The 22550-nt window shown below is 53.5% G+C and carries 24 protein-coding genes; 3 read left to right on the forward strand and 21 right to left on the reverse strand.

Going from position 1 to position 22550, the window contains the following annotated elements; genetic code table 11:
- Positions 1-81: 81 nt before the first annotated feature.
- From ACIPUG_RS04300 to dinG, 18 genes are all read right to left on the reverse strand, one after another.
- Positions 82-225 carry a GpE family phage tail protein gene (locus ACIPUG_RS04300; protein WP_094431851.1) on the reverse strand — a complete coding sequence of 48 codons (144 nt, stop codon included), beginning with the start codon at positions 223-225 and terminating at the stop codon, positions 82-84.
- Positions 170-490 (reverse strand): phage tail assembly protein, encoded by a 321-nt coding sequence (locus tag ACIPUG_RS04305; protein WP_039527426.1) that lies wholly within the window; start codon positions 488-490, stop codon positions 170-172. The genes ACIPUG_RS04300 and ACIPUG_RS04305 overlap by 56 nt, the downstream gene beginning before the upstream one ends.
- A 155-nt stretch (positions 491-645) precedes the next feature.
- Entirely contained in the window at positions 646-942 is a 297-nt protein-coding gene (locus ACIPUG_RS04310; RefSeq protein ID WP_203450328.1) for a 2Fe-2S iron-sulfur cluster-binding protein, read from the reverse strand.
- Between the two features lie 56 nt (positions 943-998).
- Positions 999-1523, reverse strand: a complete 525-nt coding sequence (locus tag ACIPUG_RS04315; protein ID WP_010281046.1) for a phage major tail tube protein — start codon at positions 1521-1523, stop codon at positions 999-1001.
- A complete protein-coding gene (locus ACIPUG_RS04320; RefSeq protein ID WP_010281043.1) occupies positions 1523-2950 on the reverse strand; it encodes a phage tail sheath subtilisin-like domain-containing protein in 1428 nt (475 codons plus the stop codon). Before ACIPUG_RS04320 ends, ACIPUG_RS04315 begins: the two co-directional genes overlap by 1 nt.
- The gene (locus tag ACIPUG_RS04325) at positions 2940-3137 is read right to left on the reverse strand and encodes a hypothetical protein (RefSeq protein WP_039468777.1); all 198 of its coding nucleotides are present in this window, start codon (positions 3135-3137) and stop codon (positions 2940-2942) included. Before ACIPUG_RS04325 ends, ACIPUG_RS04320 begins: the two co-directional genes overlap by 11 nt.
- The gene (locus tag ACIPUG_RS04330) at positions 3134-3601 is read right to left on the reverse strand and encodes a Gp37 family protein (RefSeq protein WP_039468774.1); all 468 of its coding nucleotides are present in this window, start codon (positions 3599-3601) and stop codon (positions 3134-3136) included. The genes ACIPUG_RS04325 and ACIPUG_RS04330 overlap by 4 nt, the downstream gene beginning before the upstream one ends.
- Before the next feature lie 232 nt (positions 3602-3833).
- The gene (locus ACIPUG_RS04335; RefSeq protein ID WP_010281036.1) at positions 3834-4145 is read right to left on the reverse strand and encodes a hypothetical protein; all 312 of its coding nucleotides are present in this window, start codon (positions 4143-4145) and stop codon (positions 3834-3836) included.
- Positions 4138-4467 carry a hypothetical protein gene (locus ACIPUG_RS04340; protein ID WP_010281034.1) on the reverse strand — a complete coding sequence of 110 codons (330 nt, stop codon included), beginning with the start codon at positions 4465-4467 and terminating at the stop codon, positions 4138-4140. Before ACIPUG_RS04340 ends, ACIPUG_RS04335 begins: the two co-directional genes overlap by 8 nt.
- Positions 4457-5131 (reverse strand): hypothetical protein, encoded by a 675-nt coding sequence (locus ACIPUG_RS04345; protein ID WP_400337429.1) that lies wholly within the window; start codon positions 5129-5131, stop codon positions 4457-4459. The genes ACIPUG_RS04340 and ACIPUG_RS04345 overlap by 11 nt, the downstream gene beginning before the upstream one ends.
- Positions 5121-5732 (reverse strand): transglycosylase SLT domain-containing protein, encoded by a 612-nt coding sequence (locus tag ACIPUG_RS04350; protein WP_039315950.1) that lies wholly within the window; start codon positions 5730-5732, stop codon positions 5121-5123. The genes ACIPUG_RS04345 and ACIPUG_RS04350 overlap by 11 nt, the downstream gene beginning before the upstream one ends.
- Position 5733: 1 nt before the next feature.
- Entirely contained in the window at positions 5734-6063 is a 330-nt protein-coding gene (locus ACIPUG_RS04355; protein ID WP_010281025.1) for a putative holin, read from the reverse strand.
- Positions 6064-6302: 239 nt separating this feature from the next.
- Positions 6303-7670 (reverse strand): TolC family outer membrane protein, encoded by a 1368-nt coding sequence (locus ACIPUG_RS04360; RefSeq protein ID WP_400337431.1) that lies wholly within the window; start codon positions 7668-7670, stop codon positions 6303-6305.
- Positions 7671-7672: 2 nt separating this feature from the next.
- Complete coding sequence (locus ACIPUG_RS04365) at positions 7673-9001, reverse strand: HlyD family type I secretion periplasmic adaptor subunit (RefSeq protein ID WP_400337433.1); 1329 nt, start codon at positions 8999-9001, stop codon at positions 7673-7675.
- 27 nt (positions 9002-9028) lie between these two features.
- Positions 9029-10756, reverse strand: a complete 1728-nt coding sequence (locus ACIPUG_RS04370) for a type I secretion system permease/ATPase (protein ID WP_400337435.1) — start codon at positions 10754-10756, stop codon at positions 9029-9031.
- A gap of 17 nt (positions 10757-10773) precedes the next feature.
- A complete protein-coding gene (locus tag ACIPUG_RS04375; protein WP_010281012.1) occupies positions 10774-11085 on the reverse strand; it encodes a protease inhibitor Inh/omp19 family protein in 312 nt (103 codons plus the stop codon).
- A 105-nt stretch (positions 11086-11190) separates the two neighbouring features.
- Positions 11191-12621 (reverse strand): serralysin family metalloprotease, encoded by a 1431-nt coding sequence (locus tag ACIPUG_RS04380; RefSeq protein WP_014914952.1) that lies wholly within the window; start codon positions 12619-12621, stop codon positions 11191-11193.
- Positions 12622-13265: 644 nt separating this feature from the next.
- Positions 13266-15365, reverse strand: a complete 2100-nt coding sequence (gene dinG / locus ACIPUG_RS04385; protein WP_203450323.1) for an ATP-dependent DNA helicase DinG — start codon at positions 15363-15365, stop codon at positions 13266-13268.
- A gap of 182 nt (positions 15366-15547) precedes the next feature.
- Here dinG and ACIPUG_RS04390 point away from each other — a divergent pair, with 182 nt between their 5' ends.
- Both ACIPUG_RS04390 and ACIPUG_RS04395 read left to right on the forward strand, forming a co-directional pair.
- Positions 15548-16393 (forward strand): helix-turn-helix domain-containing protein, encoded by an 846-nt coding sequence (locus tag ACIPUG_RS04390; RefSeq protein ID WP_400337436.1) that lies wholly within the window; start codon positions 15548-15550, stop codon positions 16391-16393.
- Positions 16394-16445: 52 nt separating this feature from the next.
- Positions 16446-17093, forward strand: a complete 648-nt coding sequence (locus tag ACIPUG_RS04395; protein WP_400337438.1) for a LysE family translocator — start codon at positions 16446-16448, stop codon at positions 17091-17093.
- Positions 17094-17395: 302 nt separating this feature from the next.
- Here the strand turns inward: ACIPUG_RS04395 and idi are convergent, their stop codons facing one another.
- Both idi and bglX read right to left on the reverse strand, forming a co-directional pair.
- Positions 17396-17935 (reverse strand): isopentenyl-diphosphate Delta-isomerase, encoded by a 540-nt coding sequence (gene idi, locus ACIPUG_RS04400; protein ID WP_039556608.1) that lies wholly within the window; start codon positions 17933-17935, stop codon positions 17396-17398.
- 100 nt (positions 17936-18035) lie between these two features.
- Positions 18036-20342 carry a beta-glucosidase BglX gene (bglX, locus tag ACIPUG_RS04405; RefSeq protein WP_039551237.1) on the reverse strand — a complete coding sequence of 769 codons (2307 nt, stop codon included), beginning with the start codon at positions 20340-20342 and terminating at the stop codon, positions 18036-18038.
- A gap of 397 nt (positions 20343-20739) precedes the next feature.
- Between bglX and ACIPUG_RS04410 the strand changes: the two genes are divergently transcribed.
- The gene (locus tag ACIPUG_RS04410) at positions 20740-21426 is read left to right on the forward strand and encodes a glutathione S-transferase family protein (protein ID WP_400337441.1); all 687 of its coding nucleotides are present in this window, start codon (positions 20740-20742) and stop codon (positions 21424-21426) included.
- Between the two features lie 77 nt (positions 21427-21503).
- Here the strand turns inward: ACIPUG_RS04410 and pbpG are convergent, their stop codons facing one another.
- Complete coding sequence (gene pbpG / locus ACIPUG_RS04415) at positions 21504-22451, reverse strand: D-alanyl-D-alanine endopeptidase (RefSeq protein ID WP_014914943.1); 948 nt, start codon at positions 22449-22451, stop codon at positions 21504-21506.
- Positions 22452-22550 lie beyond the last annotated feature (99 nt).

Consider the following 22550-nt stretch of genomic DNA (forward strand, 5'->3'; position numbering starts at 1 on the left):
AGGTGGTGAGGGAGGAAAACAGCCAGCGTCCTGTCGCTGGCCGGGTTGGGTGGATGGTGGCCTAATTAATCCTGTCAGTAATCAGTCTTCCTCACCGTTCTCACGTTTTATCTGTTCGCTGGCTTCATCCAGCCAGCGTTCAAAGTCATCCAGTTCCAGCGCATCAATCTCACTCGGCTGAAAGCGAAACCACCTCGCCAGCAGAGCTTGCGCTTTCCACAGCAGCGCCGGCTGCGTTATCCAACCCAAGTAACTGCTGAAATCGTTTTTGCAACGCCATGTAGTCCTGCGCGTCCATTTCATCAATGTCTTCCGGCACCAGACCGGTCATGCGTGACAGCAGCGCGTCGTCCCAGTTGCTTGGGTCATCGCTGATTTTTTTCACCGCTTTGATATCTTTGACTTTCAGACGCTTGAGCGAAATGGACTCCACGCGTTGGCCGGCAGAAGTGGTGTAAGGGAATTGCAGAGAATAGGTTTCAGTGTGCATAACGGCTCCTTAGTAAATGTCGGGAGCAGTATCGCGTGCGGCGAGGAATAACGATTTTAAAGTGAATTAGAAACGAAAGCGGCAGGCATAAGAAAGGGGCCGAAGCCCCTTAAAGATTGATAATAAATATCAAATGGTCATGAAATTAATTATGACTATTCGTAATTATACAGCTCCGCTTCAACAAAAAATTGAACAACACAGTCACTCAGTGGATAAGAGGTATCAGTCAAAAAAAATCCAGCAGCTTTCTGCTTCTCATTCAGAAATGAACCATCACGCTGATCCACCTTACCAGAGAGTAAACGAGCAGCAGATGATGAATCTGCACCAGCACGGCCACTATACGGCAGATTTATGCCCGCCTTTTCTCCCGCATCTAAAATGTACTCATCGTCACTGCACGAAAAGTGAAACTGCTTTTCAAAATCGATAATAGAATAAATTGCCATAATAACCTCACTGATTGATAGAAACACCCGCCCCACTGGCGGGCTTAGAAGATAAATTAACCGCCGATATTGGCGCGGTAGCTGTTCAGTTGATCCACGCCGCCCACCATGAAGATGTTGGACAGGTAATCCAGCTCCAGCAGGTCTTCACCGTTCATCACCTGCTTGATGTAGGTGCAGCTGAACGCGCTGCTAAAATCCGGGTTTTCGTGCTGTTTGAACGTGCCCAGCGGATTCTTTTTGAACATGATGGTCATGTGCGTCACCAGCGGCACTTCTTCGATACGGCCTTGAGAACCGTAGCGTTCCACGCTGGAGCGACACTGCAGCGCCAGCGACTGGTAAGGGTTCGCCGCCGCCAGCATCGCTTCACGGTAGAAGGAGTTCCACTTGATCTCGCCTTCCAGCTTGTCGAAGCCCGCAGGCAGTTCGATCTTGCCGACCATACCCAGCGCTTTGTGCTCCTGCATGATCATGGAGATATCCGGCAGTTTAATTTCCTGCGCACGCCCCAGCAGGTTGGTACCGTTGATGTAGATGTTGGCGTTGGTAATACGGTTTACTTCAATTTTCCCGGCCATCAGTTAGTGCCCTCCAGCGTTACCAGGTATTCCGAGGTGATCTCCGTCTCAAAGGTCAGACGCTCAAGCGGCGGCGGCGGAGTGAATTTGTAGTTAAGCAACAGGTGCCCTGCCGCCAGCTCGGTTTGCTCGTTACGCGCAGCATCGAACCAGCATTTGAAGCCCAGCAGCGCGCCGTCACCGATCAGTTTGCGACCGTAAGCGTTGACGGATTCCACCAGCGCATCGATCAGCGCCTGATTGATCGGCATATCGATGTACTGCTGGCTGAAATAGCGGATGGATTCGTTAATCACATCGCCGGTACGACGCACGTTTTCAAAGTTCTTCATGTGCGTCACGGTTGGCCAGGCCGCGGTGCGATTGCCCCACAGGCGCAGGCCGGAGCCGTAGCTGTTGAAAATGGTGCTGATACCCTGCTCGTTCAGCAGGTTCACTTCACTCTGCGGATCGTCAATCATTGCGGACAGCTGGCGCTCTACGCCGGTGATCCCTTTGATTTCCTGATTGGATGATGACCACCAGAAGCCTTTGTCCAGATCGACTTTGGCACGCAGACCCGCGGCACGCGCCGACAGCGGCTCCAGACGTTCGCTGTTGGTTTCCGCGTCGTACACTTTTACGTGCGGATAGCACAGACGAGCGCGTTCAGAGCTGGTGTTGAAGTTGATCGTGCCTTCCGGGCCACGGCCGCTCAGCGCCTGCGCAAAGGTGGTACCGATTGGCGCATCGATATAGGCAATCGCGCCCAGTTTGTCGGCCAGCGCGATCAGCTCGGTCGTTACGCTATTTTGCGTACAGAACACCGGCGAAATCAGAATCTTGGCAAAGAAGCCGTACAGGTTGTAGGTATCGTTCAGCAGCTTCATACCGGTGCGTTTGCCCGCGGCGTTGATGCTGCCGATGATGTCGGCGGCAGTCACTTTCGTGACATCAGCAAAGTCGTAAGACGCGCTGACCACAGCGGTAACATCGATGTTTTTACCCAGATTTTTCAGTACACCGGTTTGTGCATCCAGCGTATAGTCCTGACCTTCGACAAACGGCTGACCGCCTTCTGCCGCCGTCAGCACCACTTTGGCAACCACGCGGTTCGCCAGTTGTGCCGTACCGGTCGCTTTGTCAAAGGTGACTTTTTCTGCGCTCACAGACGATTTGTGTTTCGCCGGATCCAGCACGTTGATAACCAGAACCGTACCCGCGCCGTGATCGTAAATTGCATCCAGCGCCTGCGGGATGGTATAGCCGCCGAACTGGCTACCAAACTGTGCCGCGTCTTTTTCGGACAGACACAGCGTAACGTCATTTACCGCACCCTGCGGCGCCGTACCAATCAGCCCAATCACCGCAGATTTGACGGTTTTCACCGGACGAGCACCGGTTTCAACTTCAATTGTTTCTACACCATGTAAATAATTAGCGGCCAAGGGTCACCTCCGTTGCGTTATCAGCCAGAACCTGATCCGCGACAGGCAGCAAATAGCCCAGCGCGATCAGCGTTTTCACGTACTCATGATCTGCCGGCAGTTCAGTTACCTGAGCGGGCCAAAGCAGAATTTCCTGACCATCTGCCAGCGTGACGCCGCTGGCGGGGCCGGTGTAGCGGTATTTCATGCGTCTTTCTCCTCATAATTAACCGTGGTAAGCAGCGGACCATCCGTCTGCTCGCGGTCTTCGATAAAAAGGGTTTCTGTGGTGCAATCGATGGCGTAATGCCAGCGTCCTTCGGTGTAACCAACGTAGCGATCGCGTACTAGCCGAATACCGCGATGACAGTCAGGCAGTCGATATCCTCCCAGCGCCTGACGGACGATATCGAGCGTGGCCAGCACGCCGTCTTCGCCATCCAGCTCCGGCAGCAGCACGGCAACCATCAGCTGTGGTCGCTGCGTCTGAACCGGAGAATCCGCATCTTCCGGTGCGGAAAATTCGGAACCGCGATATCCCACCAGCACATCGCCAGGTGTCAGGAGATCGGGTCCAAGCAGAATGTTTTCTGGGCAGGACGCAATCCGCCGTGCAGGTAAGTGCTGCTGGAGGCGGGCTATCACCGCATCGATAATTGGTCTGGTATTCATATCCGTTCACCCGCTGTGTTAATGGCGCACTGTTTTGGTGGCACATCGTGTTGATGGCGCTAGTATCCGGATAATGATTGGCTGCGGCTTTTAATCTGTTTTAGAAAAAACAGCGAAGTGATTTATTTGAAAAAAGACGGCTAATACGCTGAAAAATAAAAATTATTTTAATAAAAAAACGCCAGCACAATCGTGCTGGCGCAAAGACAGAAGAGAACCCAATACAATAGGATTACCGATCCCAATATTTTTCTGGCCGGGCAATGCCAACCATACCGTCAACCGCATATTCCACGACATCCACACCAAGGCGGGTAAGATTCGCTAGCCAGACGCCGCCCACCGCCTTGGTCAATACTGCCATCTTGCGATCGGCCAGATAATCCAGTGCATGACGCAGCTCCGGCTCTGAGGCATCGGCATACAGCCGCTGCATCAGCGCTAGCAGGAACATTTCATTCGCGGTGTAAGGTCGCGTTTTGTTTAATGCGATAAGCAAGTGCCAACGCATCGATTCCTGTCGGATACGCTGCGTATCAGCCATGATTGCCTCCCGAATACCGCTGCTGCACCAACTCCAGCTTGTTATAAAGCGCATCCAGCTTGGCTTCGATGACCGTCTGACCACGGATGTAATCCTCACGTCGAACATAGATCAGCGGTAAGTCAGCACGAAACTCCAGAAACTCGCGCTCCAGTCGCGTCCAGCCTTGCTCGCTCTTCTGGCGTGCATTTTCCAGAGCGGCAAAACGCTCGTTCAGTCGCTTTTCAATCTGGGTGAGCAGAATCCGTCCGGCGGCAAACAGGAAACTCATAAACGACAATAGCAGGCCGACCAGCGACCAGAATTCCACTTCAATCTTCACGTGTTACCTCCCCTGCCTGTTGTAGCGCGTCGATGTAATCCAGCAGCGCGTTAACCTGCGCACTCAGCGCTTGATAGCGCTCTCCGTTGTCGCTGATGTTGGCGAGAATATCGCGCTGGGAGACGCCTGAAGGCTGTAATTCGGCGTTAGCGGTTGCGCCGAAACCGGACGCTGTGCCAGTGCGGCCGGCAGCGGCGGTAATGTCTGAGGCACCATTGGCGGACAGACCGAAAGCGGCGTTGTAGTGCTGCACGAAGCCACGAGTAAACACGCACTGCACAGGCTGAACTTTGCCTTTTTCGTCAATGTATTGCTGAGTAACATGGTCGATTCTCCGTTGCAGAGCGGCGTTATCCGCCGCCAGTTTTTGACGCGCTGCGACATAGCGCTGCTCGAGTTGATTCCCACGCTCTACATGCTGCTGGTATTGCTCCGCCGCCGCACGTAGTAGCTGGTTCTGGGTTTCGGCCTGTTGCTGCTGTAGCAAGTTAAATGCCGCCTGCTGTTTCGCCAGCTCGGCATCCCCCAGCGCCTGCGCCAGTTGATAACCCTGATGACGGCCTGTCAGATAGACCGCGAGTAGCAGCGCCACGACAATCAGGACGGCGACCACACGTGGGGAAAGAAAGGATTTCAGGCTATTGAGAAACAGACTATTCCACACAGCTCGCCCTCCCCCAGCTCAAATACCGTGGTGCCAACTGATGCAAAATGCGGTCGGGATAATGACGATTTTCACGCCAGTTGGCGGCACTGCGTCCAGCATTGACGGTTTCCACATGACCAAACCAGCGGAGTATGTCCTTCTCGGCGATCTTCGCGCGTTGCTTATCACGCTGTAACCAGCCAAGCCCGCCGTTGTAGGACGACAAGGTCATTGCCATGCGTTCGCAGTCGTTGCTGGCACTGATTCGCGTCCACAGCCAGCGGTCGTAGCCCGTCAGAGCACGGATCGCCCAGGCGGGATTAAACGGTTGATTAGCTCGAAGTTCAGGAACGATACCGCTAAACCAGTCGGCGGTGGTCGGCATAAACTGCGCCAGCCCCTGCGCACCGACGGGTGAAACAGCCCGAGGATTCCAGCCGCTTTCCTGATGCAGCTGCGCCGCAAAGTCAGCAATCGGGGCATTCATGCCCCAATCCAACCGTGCGCTGCGAATCACATCACTGCGGTACGCCTGCGCGGCCCGAGGGATCGTGTCGGCGCAGACCGTCGCGCTAAAAAGCATCGGGCTAACAAGCAGCGTGATGAGAAGGTGTCGCATATCACAACCCCATCGCTACGCCGATGCAAACGGCTGACACAATCAGCGCACGTCGTAACATCGCGGCGGCAAATACGGTGTGGTGGCCGTCCCGAACCGGGAAACGCCCACGCGGAACCGGCTCATCACCCTGTTCAAGGAACAAACCGGGACGCGCTTTAGGAAACAGCGAGCGATCCAGCCAATAACCTAGTACCGCAGCGAGTGAGATAAGCGAGAGCTTATAAACGGTGACGGGAAGCTGTTGTGGTGAAATCAGCCCGATAACAGCAAAGAGAAAAGCGGATGTCACAATCCAGCCGGTAAGACGCGGTTTTTTGATTTTTTTCACGATAAAGCCTCCTGATAAGAATGGAGGCCATTATCTAAAATGAGGGAGTTTTATGATTTTAAAGGAGTTTAAGTATTACTGAGACGCGATATCACACAAAATCGCACCATTTCTATTCGTCATCCCTTTCTACTTTTCATACTGCACGTTATACGTGCGTAGACTTCTCTACTGATAAAAATCATAGCCGATTATCCGTATATGATTTTTATCATCTGTTTTAGTGTCTGCTGGTTTTGTTATTGGCTAATGGCTCTGTTGTTGGCAACTGACGCTGTTGCAGGCTGAAACCAGGCTGCCAGTTCCAGAATATCTTTCTCGTTTAGCGTACCTGCGGTATAGCGCAGTAATAGCCATGCCTGGAGCCAGCTGTATTTCGCTTCTGCCAGCTCTCGTCGGGCGTTATACCAATCCTGTTCGGCCAGCAAAATATCCAGATTGATACGTTCTCCGCCTGCAACACTCAACCGCGTGGCGTTGACCGCTTCTTGCGCCGACGAGGCCGTCATTTGCCAGGCCTTAATTTTCGCCGACCCGTTGTTATACAAGTTGTAGTACTTTTTCAATTCCGCAAGCGTTTTCTTGGTTTGATCGTCCAGCTCCGCCTGACTTTGCTGATATTCTGCCGCCGCCTGTCGCATAGATGCGGAGACAGAGCCGCCAGCGTAAAGCGGGACATTCAGCTGCAAACCGATACTCTGCGTGTCGTATTTCTGGTTGTAGTTGTATTCACTTTCCGAACGACTATTGCGTGACGATGCCACCAGCGACAGCGTAGGTAAATGCCCGGCGCGGCTGCGTTCGATTTCATAGCGGCTGACCGCCAGCCCTTCGCGCTGCGTCGCCAGTTTGGCGTTGTGCTGCACGGCAAGATCGCGCCACTGTGCCAGTGTCTGCTTGCCTGATTCCGCAGACGGCAGTTGAGTGAGCGCCAGAGGAGACAGCGTCGTGATATCCAGCGATGTTCCCGTCATATTTTCCAGATCGGTGATCGCGGCATCCAGATTGTCCTGCTGCTCAATGCGCTGCGCCTCGATCAGCGTAAAACGCGCCTCCGTTTCCCGCACATCCGTTAGCGTACCTTCGCCCGCCAACAGCAGGCGTTTATTAAGCGTCAGCTGTTCCTGATACGCCCGCTGCTGCGCATCCAGCAATTGCAGCTTTTCCTGCGCCAGCAGCGCACTGCTCCAGGCTTGATATAACCGCACCATCAAATCCTGACTGCGATCGCGAAAACGCTGATCGGCCATCAGCGTGCGGGCAACACCCTGCTGATAACGCGCCCAGGCTGCATAATCCAGCAGCGGCTGGCGCAGCGATAGCGTTGACGTATAGCTGTCATAATTACGTTTTAGCGTGTTACCCGTGAAACTATCCGTTTGGGTGACTTTGGAATGGCTGCGGTTCGCGTTATAGCCATACTGGAGATTGGGAAGCAGATTGGCACGCCCAATCGTCTCCTCTTCCTGACCTGCCGCATGCTCAAATCCCGCCGCACGAAACTGAGCGTCGTTACGCAGCGCCAATTCCCACGCATCAAGCAGTCCTAATGCGTTGGCCCCCGAAGAAAGCAGCCCAAACAGCACGATTATCGCGATCCTTTGCATGATTATTCTTCCGTTAATGCCAGATGCAGGCGATCCATTAAAGGCTTAAAGAGATAATTGACGAACGACCGCTCTCCGGTACGAACAAACCCTTGAACCGGCATACCGGGCTTGACTTCCAGCCCTTCCAGCGCACGTTTCCCAGCCTCATCCACCTGAACACGCAGGCTGTAATAAGGGGAACCGTCTCGCTCATCCAGCAGGCGGTCGGCGGACAGCAGCTCGACCGTTCCCGCCACGCGCGGCGTCGTACTTTGGTTAAACGCGACGAACTGAAGCTCGACGGATAACCCCGGCCAGACCTTATCCACCAGTTCAACGGGCAGACGCGCATCCACAAAGAGAGGCTGATCGTCCGGCACAATTTCCAGAAGCGTCTGCCCCGGCGCGATCACACCGCCTTCCGTAAACACTTTCAGCCCGACCACCGTGCCGGAAACAGGTGCGCGCATCTGAATATTCGCCAGATTGAAATCGGCCTTTTCCTTCTTGCTACCCACATCACTCAGCAGCGCCCGCACGTCCGCCAGCTCGCTGTTCACTTCTTTGTCGTATTCCTGCTGGCGCTGGGCGATCAGCAGCGTTTGTTGTTCAATATCACGACGAGTACGATTAATATCCCCCGCCAGTTGGGCGATATCGCCGTTAAGCTGCGCCAGCAGACGTTCGTTCTCCAGCATTTTGTTGCGCGGGACATAGTTTTCCGCCGCCAGTGAGCGCAGCCCTTGCAGCTGTTGTTCCAACGTCTCCCGCTGTTTCTGCTTACTGGACATCACCTGACGCTGAGCGCTGAGCGACGCCTCCATCCCCGCAATGCTGGTGCGCATTCCTTCCGCTTCAAGCTTGAGTGATTGCTGGCGGCTGCGCAGTAAATCACGCTGTAATGCCGTAATCACACTCATCTCCGGCTTCCCCGCTAGCGGTTGCAAGCGAGGCGTCATCACCATGTCACTCAGGCGCTGCTGCTCGGCAAGCAGCCGACCTTCGCGCGCGACCAGTTGTAAGTACTGACCATCCAGCCCTTCACTCGCCGAACGCGCATCGACCTCATTCAGCGTTAGCAGAATCTGACCGGCCTCGACCCTGTCGCCGTCTTTCACCTGGATTTTATCGACGATGCCGCCCTGATTGTGCTGCACAACCTTGCGGTTGCCAGAAATCACGACGCTACCATTTACCATGACGCCCTTGTCCAGCGGTGCAAACAGTGCCCACAGGAGAAAACCGCCGAACCCGGCGAGCACCAGCAGCCACCCCAAACGCACGGCACGTTTTTCATCGCGCCGCGCCGTCTGGTTCATACTCTCTTCACTTATTTCTGATGCGGACATGTCTTTCCCTGTATTCGTCATTCCCTGTTACGGCCGGACAGCGGCGGCAGGTGTCATTTGTGCTTGATTGGCGGCACGACGCGGCTGCAATTCGTTCAGAATGTCACGCGCTGGCCCAAAGCGCTGTTGCTTACCCTGATTGAGCACCAGAATTTTATGCGCCAGCGTGGTTAATGCGGGACGATGCGTAATCAGTATCACCGTCGCTCCCCGCTTCTGAAGATGCGAGATCGCCTGCGCCAGCGCCATTTCGCCTTCGTTATCGAGGCTGGAATTTGGCTCATCGAGAACCACCAGGCAGGGATCGCCATACACCGCACGTGCCAGAGCGATACGTTGCCGTTGCCCGCCCGACAGCCCGTTGCCATCAGCGCCAAGAGGCGTGTCATATCCCTGCGGTTGGCTAAGAATCATTTCGTGGACGCCAGCCAGTTTCGCCGCTGCGACAATCTTTTCCGCGTCATGCTCGCCAAAGCGGGAAATATTCTCCGCCAGCGTGCCTTTAAAGAGCTGCACATCCTGTGGCAGATAGCCCATTGCCGGGCCAAACGCCGTTTTATCTACCTGACTGAGATCGGCTCCATCCAGTCGAACCTTGCCACGCGTCGGTGTTTGCGTCGCAACCAGCAGACGTGCCAGCGTAGATTTACCTGAACCCGATGCGCCTAGAATCGCCAGCGTTTCGCCTGCCTGAAGCGAGAAATGGATATCCTGCAATCTTGATGCCCCTTGCGGCGTTTGCAATAACACATTCTCGACGCTAAGCTGGCCAACCGGTGCGGGCAGCGCCATCGCCTCCGCTTTGGGTGGATAAGCCGTCATGATACGGCTGAGTCGATACCAGGCCTGCCGCGCGCTGCTCAGCGGCTTCCAGATACCGATAAACTGATCGATAGGGCTCAACACGCGCCCGACAAGAATTGACCCCGCAATCATCATCCCCGGTGTGATTTCGCCCTTAATCGCTAGCATGGCCCCCACGCCGAGCATCAGCGATTGCAGAAAAATGCGCGCATGTTTTGATGCAGCTCCGACAACCGCGGCCCGCTCACTTGCCAGATTTTGCAGCGTAATAAAACGATAGTGTTGCCCCAGCCAACGGCGGCGCAAATTAGGCAGCATCCCCATCGATTCAATGACTTCGGCATTACGCAGTTGCGTATCCGCAAGATGGGTCGCCTGTAGCGCTTCATGGTTTGCCTCTTCTAAAGGCGACGTAGTGAGATACTGATTCAGCCATGCCAGCAGCACCAGCACCACCGACCCTCCCAACGCCAGAAAGCCGAGAACCGGATGGATCAGGAACAGCACCAGTAAAAAGAAGGGAAACCAGGGAATATCGAAGAAGGCAAACAGCGAGTTGCCCGTAATAAACTGCCGCAATAGCGTGAGATCGTTCAGCGCCTGACCGGCTTTGGCCTCGCCGGCCTCCAGATTGCGCTCAAATGCGGCGTTGAAGACCTGCTGATTCAGCTGTAGATCGATACGGGTACCGAGCCTTACGACCACCAGGCTTCGCACCCATTCGAGTGCCGCCATGAATATCCCCAGACCGGCAATCAGCAGGGTGAGCATCAGCAACGTGGTGCCATTCCCCGAAGCCAGTACGCGATCGTAAACCTGAAGCATATAGATCGAAGGCGACAGCATCAGTAGATTAACGATGGCGCTGAAAATCCCAATGCTCCAAAAGCTGCGCCGGAAAGGACGCAGTATACTCAACAACGAACGTTCCTTATTTGCTAGTTGACTCACTGCGTTTGCCTCTCCTGTCAGGGCTGTTTATGCAACGTACGTGCACTGCCATCAGGCAATATCAGCGTATAGCCCTCTTTTTCTTTGCTAAAGAACGCCACGGACTGGCCCTGCTCTTTCGTCAGCGTGATACCGTCCGGCGTCGGCCGCCATCCCGCAGGCACATCCGGCAGCAGCGCTTTTAAACACGGCGCGTCACCTTCAAAGCGCCAGGTGTTATCCACTAACGGCGTATTGTGCAGCACAACTTCGCACTGCTGTTCCCCGCCACGCAATTGCCATACGCCGCTTAGCTCACTTGCTGAAGGCAACTTCAAACTACTCGCCATACATCCTCCGCTTATTGCACTTAACAGCGCCGCGATGATTAACTTTTTCATAGTGGCCCCAAGTCGATAACAGAAAAGGACGGGGCTTACCCCGTCCTTGTTACATCACACGATAAAATCGGTTGCCGCAGAAGGCTGACCAACAATATGTACAACAAAGTCTGGCGTGGTCTGACCCGCAAAATTCAGCCACAGATCGGTGGTATTGCTCTCTGCATTCCAGTTAAGCAGCGCTTCATTACCGAGTCCGGTGAAATTGTTGACGAACTGCAAATCACCTTTTTGATTCAACGCTGACAGATCGATTTTGTCGATACCGCGTTGGAAATCCGTGATGGTGTCATAGCCATTCTTATAGGAAGAATCGCTCGCGCTGGCATAGACAAAAATATCTTTGCCCGCACCGCCCGTCAGCGTATCTGCACCGCCGCCGCCGTAAATAACGTCATCGCCTGCACCACCGTTCAGAATATTATTCGCGTCGTTGCCGATAATAATATCGTTGCCGGAGCCGCCAATGGCGTTTTCGATCGTGACGCCGTGGGCGATAGAAACGTTACCTTTCAGGCCGCCAACATCAGAGAACCCGCCTTCATTCAGGTTGATACGCTGATCGTTTCTGTAACCAGAGAAATCAAACGTATCGTTACCACCTGCATCCCAAACGGAGAAAATCAGTTTTTGGCTATTGCTGGTAGTGGTATAGAAATCACGACCCGTATTGGAGTTGAAGCCGTATACCGTATCACCCGTACGCGTGTTCATGTTTGCGCCGTACAGATACTGGATCGCCGTGATGTCATCAATCAGCGGACCCGCAGCATAGTGCCCCTGGAAATCACCCCCGGTGTTTTGCTCACTCCAGTAGCTCATCAGGCTGAACTGGCGCGTATCTTCCGCGTAGGTCACATCGCGGTAGGTCGGGTTGCCTTCGCCCGCATTGTAAGAACCCGGGTGATTCAGGCCCAGCGCATGACCGATTTCATGCGTCAGCGTCTGTTTGCCGTATTCCGTTGCCGGATTACGCACCGTGTCGGAGTTGTAGTTAAACCAGGCGCTGCCCGCTGCCGAGTGGTTACCCGGCATATAAGCGTAAGCCTGAGTATCGTAGTCCATCCGGCCACTTGAATCACGGGTGTAGTTACCAAACGTGATGGTGGCTTTTTGGGTAGGGCTAACCTGAGTAAACGTGATATTAGCGACATCTGACCACGATTGCAGAGACAGTTTGGCTTGTTGTTCCTGCGCTGCGCTGAATTTCACAAAGCCCTGATCGCCAGAAGGGATAGACCGCACGTTCTGTAAGAACGAATAGGTCAAATTAGCGGATTTACCAAATACGTTCGTGCCATTCCAGGTCAGGCCGTCACGGACAATTTCCTTGGCTGCCAGATCGCTTGTGAACGAGGGTTTGCCATTAAGCTGTCCATCGCCACGGGAGTGGTAATTATACAGATCGTACACATCACTATATCCCGTACCCGCTGCATGCAATGCCGATTCAGCGGTATCCTTATCTTCATCTCGTAAAGCCATCTTTTCTTCTCCATAAGTCTGATCGGGATGATCAGAATCCTAAATCCCTTCATGCAATCGAGGTATTGCATGTACCGCGCATAGCCGCAGTCTAATCGTCTCCTGGGTAGATAAAGCTCACTAAAAATATTTATATCCAAAAAACGCATATAAATAAAAATTATCTCTATAAGGAAATAATTAAGAAAGAACGCCAATTATTTTCGTTATTATCAAATGATAAATAATAAAGTCACGGTGACTAATTTTTATTATTGGTATTGATGTGGATAGCAAGAGAAACGGATGCCGAGCGGCATTCATTTTTAAACAGGAAGGAAATTTTATTCACTGCGTTAATTTTCATCATGACACCTGTCCCTGGTTGATAAAAACCGCACTACGTAATCACATACTTTGTCACACGTATTAACGGCATCCTTGCTGTTCCGAGACAAATCTAACAAATAAGAATAAAAAAATATAGCGCTAAATAGGGACTAATTACCCCCTTATTCGGAGGACGGATATACCCGTCATACTTCAAGTTACCTGTGCGTTGGCCGCGTTCAGTCGCCCGAATCACTTACCTGAGTAAGCTCATCGGGACTCCTTCTCTTGCCGCCTGCCTGAAACTCGAATTATTTAGGGTATAGAGGAATTTGTTATGGCATGTCCCGTTGTTCAATCGGGAAGACGGGCAGCGCGGCCAGCAGCTGTGCGCCATAGCCTTTGGTCAACAGACGCCGATCGTAAATAACGATTTCACCAAAACAGTCATGGCTACGAATAAGGCGGCCAACCTGCTGGATGAGGTTAAACGAGGCACTGGGCAGGCTTTGTACGATAAACGGATGCCGTTTGAGGCTTTTTAACCATTCGCCTTCCGTCAGAATGACCGGACTGTCGATAGGCGGAAACGCGATTTTATGGATATGCACCTGAGAAAGGAGCTCCCCTTTCAGATCCAACCCTTCCGCAAAGGACTGCAAGCCAATCAGCACGCTAGTCTGACCTTCCTGTACCCGCTGACGATGTAGCTCAACCAGCCTGTAGCGCGGCTTATCTCCCTGAACCAGCAGCATCAGGCGTAAATCGGTCACCTGCGTCAGAAAGAGCTGCATCGCACGCTGGCTGGCGAACAGCATCAGTATCCCTTTATGCTTATCCTGTTTTAGCTCCGCTCGGAAAAATTGTGCCATTTCAGCAATATGCTGCGCTTCAGACTCCATCAGCGGTTCATAACGCATCTTAGGTATTACCAGACGTCCCTGCTCGCGGTGGTTGAACGGCGAATCCAGCGCGATGAAGGTGTCCCCTTCCTGCTCGCTCAGGCCAGAAAGCTCCTGTATCCGCGCGAAACTGTTCAGCGAGCGTAGCGTGGCCGAGGTCATCACAACGTGAGAGACCTTTCCCCACAGCAGCCTTTCAAGCTGGTCGCAGACGCGAATGCCCGCGCAGTGCAGGTGAAGATGCGGCTGGTTATCACGCATTTCTCGCGTGATCCATTTGGAAACCGGCGCGTTTGACGATTTCTCCATCGCCGCCAGCCGCCACAGCTTGCTTAGCGCTTCAAGATAGCCCTGTTGGCGACTCATTTTCAGCAGAGCCTGGTAGACCCGCACCACGTCATGCTTGCCGGTTTTCTCGCTGAGATCGTTAAGCATATACTCTGCCAGCGCCCGCAGCGTGTCGGTCAGTTTGAACAACCGCACGCAGAGTTCACGCATTTCATCCGGCATTTTTCCCATCGCGAAGCGGTACTCGGTTTCCTGCCCGTCATGCGGAAGGAAAAGCCCACACATTTGCGAGAAAGACAGCACGCACTCGCGTATCTCTTCACAATGGCTGGTTAACCGCTCGCTGTTAGCCAGTCGCGGCGGTGATTTAGGGGCAAACTGCGCCATACATTGCCCAATAAGCTGCACCAGCTGTTCCAGTTGCGCCATCATATACGCAGGATGAATATCGCCAGACATCTCCAGCGTATCGCGGGCAACGTCGGGAATGTGGTGTCCTTCGTCGAGCACCAGCAGGAGATTCTTCGGGGGAGGAAGTACCGATTCGCTTTCCATCGCCGCCATCACCAGCGCATGGTTGGTTACGACAACATCGGCCTGTTCGATCTCACGCCGTGCGGTGAAGAACGGGCACTCGCGGTAGTAATGGCAGTTATGCGCGAGACAGTTCGCTTTGTCGGTACTCAGTTTCTGCCACAGGCTATCGTCAATCGAATCCTGATAATGGTCGCGTAGTCCATCCCAGACATGACCTTGCAGCGCTTTCTCAAGCCGTACACAGGTACGTTTTTCCTCCTTGCTGGCGGACATCAGTTCATCATCAAGAAAGAGCGGTAAGTCCCCCTGCGCATCGGGATCGGTTGCCAGCATCGCCAGATTACGTGGGCAAATATAACGACGACGGCCAAATGCAGCGGTAAATGTCAGTTCAGGAATAAACTTCTGCAACAACGGCAAATCTTTGCTGTAAATCTGATCCTGCAACGCCACATTCGCGGTGCTGACCACCAGCGTTTTGTCCTCCGCACGCCCTACCGCAATACCCGGAATCAGGTAAGAAAGCGTTTTCCCGACGCCGGTTGGCGCTTCAATAGCCAAATGGCGCGGGTAATCACCCGCCAGCGTTTTCGCCACTTCGGCAATCATCTGTCGCTGGGGAACGCGGGAAATAAAATCCGGGATTTGCTCTTGCAGGGCCTTATACCATTGACCAATCTGCAATTTTATTGCGGGGGACAGCGTCATGCATACTCTGTATCTGTGTAATCTGGCCGCCATTGTCCCACAGACGCCCGGCGACGTCAGCCGATATCACGTTCGCGACCATTCCGACCTCGACAATCGTCTGCCCAGCGATTAGGGTTAACTATTATTTTTATCAAACACGTATTTTTATCAAACACGGTCTTTATCGCGAGCGGTACATTATGTCTTCAGTCCACGCCATTAACCAATCGTACTGGTTTTCGCCACGACTACCGCATGTTGAAAACCGCAGCACGCGCAACAGCAGCCACGCCTATAAAACACACAGCCATGCACAGTTCTCGATTGGCGCGATAGAACACGGCGAAACGCTTTGCCATTACCGCAACGAAATGCATCACTTGCAGGTTGGCGATCTGATCTTCATCGATCCTCAACAGCCGCACAGCTGTAACCCGCTTCCCGGAAAAACACGCAGTTATCACATGCTTTATCTGGATACCGCATGGTGTCTCGATCAGATCGCCGCTCACTGTGGTTATCAGGCGGAGACCTTGCATTGCAACCGCGTTGTTCTGCGCGATCCCGCACTGTTTATACGTTATCAGCACGTGGTTGACCTGCTGTATCGGGGGGACATTACATCGGCAGATAACCAGCTCAAAGCAATGTTAGAGCCCATTTGGCGACAATATTGCCTGCCTGCGCCGTCCCGCTTGCCCGCCTTACCCCATCATGCTTCGCAAACTACGACGCGACACGTACGCGAACGTCTGCTGAATAATTTGCAAGAATCGCCCTCGTTGGAAACGCTGGCGGAGGAGCTGAACCTGCGACGTGAAACCATCGTGCGACAGTTTCGTCACGATACCGGTATTACACCGATGGCCTTCCTGAATAATGCCCGTATTGAATATGCCAAATCGCTGCTGAAACAGGGCACGCCGCTGGTGGATGCCAGCTATCAAAGCGGCTTCTGCGATCAGAGCCATTTCCACAAAACGTTTGTGCAATACACGGCCGCGACGCCGGGTCAGTACGCGCGATCAATATTTGACAATAAATAGCCGAACACCTTGTCTAGACTGACCTCGATTATTTATCGAGGTCAGAAATATCATGTTTATCAATACCCTTTTTTCCGCCGATTCGCTCTTCCCCACCCACTTTCCTGCTCTGGCGCTGGCACATTTTGTGGCGCTACTGAGCCCCGGCCCAGACTTCTTTCTGCTGACGGCCTATGCCATTCGCTACCGACTGCGCGGCAGTGCGGGAATTTGTCTGGGCATTGCGCTGGGCAACGGCGTTTACATTCTGCTGGCGACGATCGGCTGGGCAGGCATTCAACATTCGCCCACGCTGTTTACTCTCATCGAATTAGCCGGGGCGGCTTATCTGCTCTGGGTTGGCTATCAGTTAGTGAAAAGTCGCTCTGTGCTATCACTACAGGCGGAACAGCAGTCCGATCGCTGCCCAACGCTGCGTAAACAAATCCTGCTGGGACTCGGTTCGGCGCTGTTGAACCCCAAAAACATGCTGTTCTACATCAGCCTGATGACCAGTATTCTTGGGCAACATGTGACACCTACGCAGCAAGTCGTCAGCGGTAGCTGGATGTTTTCTGTCGTTCTGGTGTGGGATTTGTTGATCGCCGCGCTGATCGCTCGCCCGCTGCTTCAGCAGCATTTAACCCGCTGGCTTAGCCCGATTGAGCGCGGAGCCGGCGTCATTCTGATGTTTTTCGGTCTGCTGTTGTTATTTCGGTAAATGTTATTTCGCTAAAGCTATTCCGGTAATGAGGGGCATTTAAAAAGCAAGGCGCGTTTCGGCCTTGTTTCATGGGCGGAAGGCATTATAATTCGAGGTAATTAACAAAAGGATAACCTGATGACTCTTCAAAAAATCGGCATTATCGGTCTCTTTGCCTTTCTCGCCTTAGGTGGCATGTCCGGCATGATGCTCGTGGGCTACATTATTATCGAGCACGCGGGCTGAGGCTTTCGACCCATAGCGCCCGCCGACTGCACGAACGGTGCCGCACGGAAACGCGGCAATCAGCATCGCTTTACTTAATTTGGTTGTTCAGACTGAAACGTCTGCCAGTACTCAGGAATACGTGCGAAGGTCAGTTGGAACCAGGCCGTAAATTGTTCGGGCGTCGTCGCCATCTGCTGGGCAATCTCGTCTATTGACTGGTAGGCGTAGCTCGACACTTCATCAGGATTCATCTGCGGAACGTCGTCCGTCACGCCAAAATACACATGCCCCAGCTCATGCTCAATCAGCCCGTTATCCAGCGGCAAACGATAGGTCAGCGTAAACATCGGCGTCAGCGCACAGCGTAACCCCATTTCTTCATACAAACGGCGATGTGCTGCCTGCAACGTCTCTTCACCGGGCGCAGGATGGCTACAGCAGGTATTACTCCATAAACCGCCGCTGTGGTATTTCTCCTCTGCGCGCTGCTGCAATAACAACTGCTGGCGAGAGTTGAAAATATAGACGGTAATCGCACGATGTAATGCTCCTTTTACATGCGCTTCCTGCTTTTCCATTACGCCCGTTGGCCTGTCATTTTCATCAACCAGCACCACTTCAGTCAACGGCATACCCTTCTCCTGCAATACCTGATTCTCCGGCAATGATTCTGTATTACGGTCATCACAATGCGTCTCGCCGCCGGAGTCTTCGGCAGCGAGACAGACATCATTATAGCAGGGTGAAGCTGTCGCTCTTCACACGCTGTGAATCCAGACCAATCATCACGTCGAATTTGCCGGGTTCCACCACCTGCTGCATGCGGGCATTGTAGAACTTCAGTGCTTCCTGATCGAGCGTGAAGGTGACCGTACGGGATTCTCCCGGCTGTAGCATCACTTTCTCAAAGCCACGCAGCTCCTTCAGCGGACGGCTGATGGAAGCCACTACATCATGGAGATACAGTTGTACTACCGTTTCCCCTGCGCGGCTGCCGGTATTTTTCACCGTTACGCTGGCGTTGATCGTCCCGTTACGCTTCATGGTCTGGCTGGACAAACGCACGTCTGATACGCTGAAGGTGGTGTAGCTCAGGCCGTAACCGAACGGATAGAGTGGCCCGTTGGCTTCATCGTAGTAGTGAGACGTATATTTACCTGGGTTTTCCGGCGTGTAAGGGCGGCCTGACGGCAGGTGATTGTAATAAATCGGGATCTGACCAACGGAACGCGGGAAGGACATCGGCAGCTTGCCAGACGGGTTATAGTCACCAAACAGCACATCGGCGATCGCATTACCGCCTTCGGTGCCGCTGAACCAGGTTTCCAGTAGCGCATCGGCCTGCTGATCTTCACGCACCAGCGCCAGAGGACGACCGTTCATCAGCACCAGAACCAGCGGCTTACCCGTGGCTTTCAGCGCAGCAATCAGGTCGCGCTGGCTTTGCGGCAGGTCGATGTTCGAACGGCTGGACGCTTCATGCGCCATCCCGGCGGCTTCACCGACCACTGCGACGACGACATCCGCCTTCTTCGCTGCTGCAACGGCTTCATCGATCATCACCTGCGGCGGACGTTTATCCACCTGAACGGCATCTTCATACTGATTCAGGAAATCGATAATGCCTTTGTGATTACTGACGTTGGCACCTTTGGCATAGAGAATGGTGGCTTTATCGCCGACGGCATTCTTCAGGCCCTGATAAACGGTAATCGTCTGTTTCGTGACGCCCGCGGCAGACCAGCTTCCCATCGTATCGCGCTGGCTGTCAGCCAATGGCCCCACAACGGCAATCGTGCCTTCTTTCTTCAACGGCAGCGTTTGCAGGCGGTTTTTCAACAGCACCAGACTTTTACGCGCCACGTCACGCGCATCCAGACGGTGTAAGCGACTTTCCGCATTGGTATCCACCGGATCGGAACCGACCGGCCCCAAGTGACGATACGGATCTTCAAACAGCCCCATATCATATTTCACGTTCAGCACCTGACGGCAGGCATCGTCGATCTCCTGCACGCTCACCGCCCCGCTTTTCACCAGCTCAGGCAGATAGCGCACGAAATACTCGTCGCTCATGCTCATGCCGATACCGGATTTAACCGCCAGACGCGATGCATCACGCGGATCGCTGGCCACGCCGTGCTTAATCAGCTCTTTAATTGCACCGTGATCGGTAATGGTGATGCCTTTGAAATTCCACTGATCGCGCAGAACGTCTTTCAGCAACCAGCTATTGGAGGTAGCTGGCGTACCGTTGATTGAGTTCAGTGCGACCATCACGCCGCTGCTGCCCGCGTCAATCGCCGCTTTGTAAGGCGGCATATAGTCCTGGAACATGCGCTGAGGGCTCATGTCCACGGTGTTATAGTCACGTCCGCCTTCCACCGCACCATAAAGCGCGTAGTGTTTTACGCTGGTCATCAGCGAGTGGCGTCCCGTTACATCATCGCCCTGAAAGGATTTGACTACCACACCGGCAATTTTGCTGGTCAACCAGGTATCTTCACCGAAACCTTCTGACACACGACCCCAGCGCGGATCGCGGGTGATATCCACCATCGGCGCCCAGGTCATGTTCAGGCCGTCTTCCGTCGCTTCATACGCCGCTACACGCGCACTTTTCGCAATCGCGTCCATATCCCAACTGGAGGCCAGCCCCAGTGCGATAGGGAAAATGGTGCGCTGGCCGTGTACCACATCGTAGGCAAAAAACAGGGGAATCTTCAGGCGGCTGAGTTGCATGACCTGATCTTGCATCGCACGGATGTCCGGGCGGGTCACCGTATTAAAAATCGCGCCAACCTGGCCGTTTCGGATCATTTCCCGAATGGCTTCTTTCGGGTTATCCGTCCCGACGCTGATCAATCGGAGCTGGCCGATCTTCTCTTCCAGCGTCATTTTTTTCAGCAGATCCGTGACAAACGCATCACGTTGCTGATGTGAAGGTGATAGTGAGGCCGGCGCAGACGTCAGTTCCTGCGCAAACGCCGGATTACAAGCAAGTCCAATTGCTATAGTCAGTGAAGTAAGCCATTTCATTCGTTATAAAGACCCAGTCAATCCAGGCGTCAGAGCAGAACAGAATAAGGCGCTGAAGCACAAGACAGGTTGAAGATTCCGACGGTCACATCCCTTCTCTGACAAGGCGAAAAACACCTTCTCCTGCCTTAAGCGAATAAGGCTTCCCGATAGTGGTTGCCGCACCGACGCACTCAAATGCACAGCGCGTAATATAGTGCATTTATTGAGGTTTCATTTAATAAAAACTGCAAGAATAATGCTAAACGATACGCATAATTCACATTCCCCGCCTTCCGTTTGCACCAACATCCTGACATCGACGCGCAAAACCGATAGATGAGCCGTGGCAAGGAGGATGATTTCTCCTACCTTTCGTGCTAATCCTAAGGCTTCGTTAACACAAGGAGCATCAGACATGTATCAGCTGTATATCGCCAATAAAAACTATTCGTCCTGGTCACTGCGTCCGTGGGTGCTGTTGAAAGCACTGTCGATTCCTTTCGAAGAGAAGCTGGTTGCCTTTGCGCCGGGCATGTCACAACCGGCATTTAAGACCTTTTCTCCGACGGCAAAAGTTCCTTGCCTGATCGATGGCGAGACCACCGTCTGGGATTCATTGGCGATTACCGAATATCTGGCTGAACAACATCCCGGCGTCTGGCCTGCTGATGCCAAAACCCGCGCCTGGGCACGCTGTGCTGCTGCCGAAATGCATTCCGGCTTTACCGCACTGCGTAACACCTGCTCCATGAGCTGCGGCGTGCGCGTCAAAATGAACGACATATCGCCAGACCTCAGCAATGACATCACTCGCATCTGCGAACTGTGGCAGGAAGGGCTGACGCGCTTTGGCGGACCGTTTCTGGCAGGAAAACAGTTTTCGGCCGTGGACGCCTTCTTTGCACCGGTTGTCTTCCGTATCAAAACTTACCAGCTTCCCGTTTCGCCGGAAGCCACAGCCTATTGCGACCATCTGCTAGCGCAGCCCGCTATGCAGCGTTGGCTACAGGACGCATTAGCGGAAACCTGGCGTGAAGCTGCGCATGATGATGAAGTGAAAAAAGCGGGTGAAGTGATAGAAGATTTTCGCGCTCAAGCGTGACAGGCCGTCGCAGGCGGTGGCTCGCTCGGCCACCGCCAAGACATCCCCTTCCAAAGCATCAGGAAGGGGAGTACTGATTATTCGGTTTCGATACTCGCCATGCTCTGCGGTTGGCGGGAAGCCAGTGATTTTTGTTTCTTATAGCTCAACGCGGCAGCAGGCACCTCGCTGACCTTACCGGTTTCCATCCACTTGCGCAGGCGGTTAGCATCCGCAAAGTGCGTGTATTTACCGAAGGCATCCAACACCACCAGCGCAACAGGTCGCTGATTAATAACCGTACGCATCACCAGACAGTGTCCCGCCTGATTCGTGAAGCCGGTTTTGGTGAGCTGAATGCTCCAGTCCGCTTTATAGACCAGATGGTTCGTGTTTCTGAACGGCTGGCTGTACGCCGGGTGGGAGAACGTCGCGGTTTTCTCCTGTGTGGTACTAAGCTGGCCCAGCAGCGGATATTGCTTGCTGGCAATCAAGAGCTTGGTGAGATCGCGGGCCGTCGAGACATTATTAATGGACAGCCCGGTCGGCTCCACATAGCGCGTGTGTGCCATACCCAACGCACGGGCTTTGGCATTCATCGCGCGGATAAACGCCTGATAGCCGCCCGGATAGTGGTGCGCCAGACTGGCCGCCGCGCGGTTTTCTGATGACATCAGCGCCAGTAGCAGCATGTCGCGACGGCTGATCTCACTGTTCAGACGAACGCGCGAGTAGACCCCTTTCATTTCTTTCGTCTGGCTGATATCGACAGAGATAATTTCATCCAGCGGTTGATTGGCATCCAGCACCACCAGCGCCGTCATCAGTTTCGTCACCGAAGCAATCGGCACCACCACATCAGGATTACTGGAATAAAGGATGTGGTTATCACGCAGATCCACCACCATGGCGCTACCAGAAGCAATTTCCTGATGCGCAGTGCCAGCGGAATACGTCGGCGCTTTCGCCACAGCCTGAGGCAACATCACAGCATGGGTTGATAGCACCAACAGGCCAAAAAGAGAAAGCTTAAAATTTTTAGTCATTCTTCAATAACTTAAACAGTATTCTGTTAAATGAAAGGGATGGGCAGCGGCATTATAATTTACCGCCCTTCCCTACGCACTCATGCAGCAGAAAAGCTT

Origin of the sequence: Pectobacterium sp. CHL-2024, assembly GCF_044751765.1 — a bacterium.
In the GTDB taxonomy this organism is placed as follows: Bacteria; Pseudomonadota; Gammaproteobacteria; order Enterobacterales; family Enterobacteriaceae; genus Pectobacterium; species Pectobacterium brasiliense.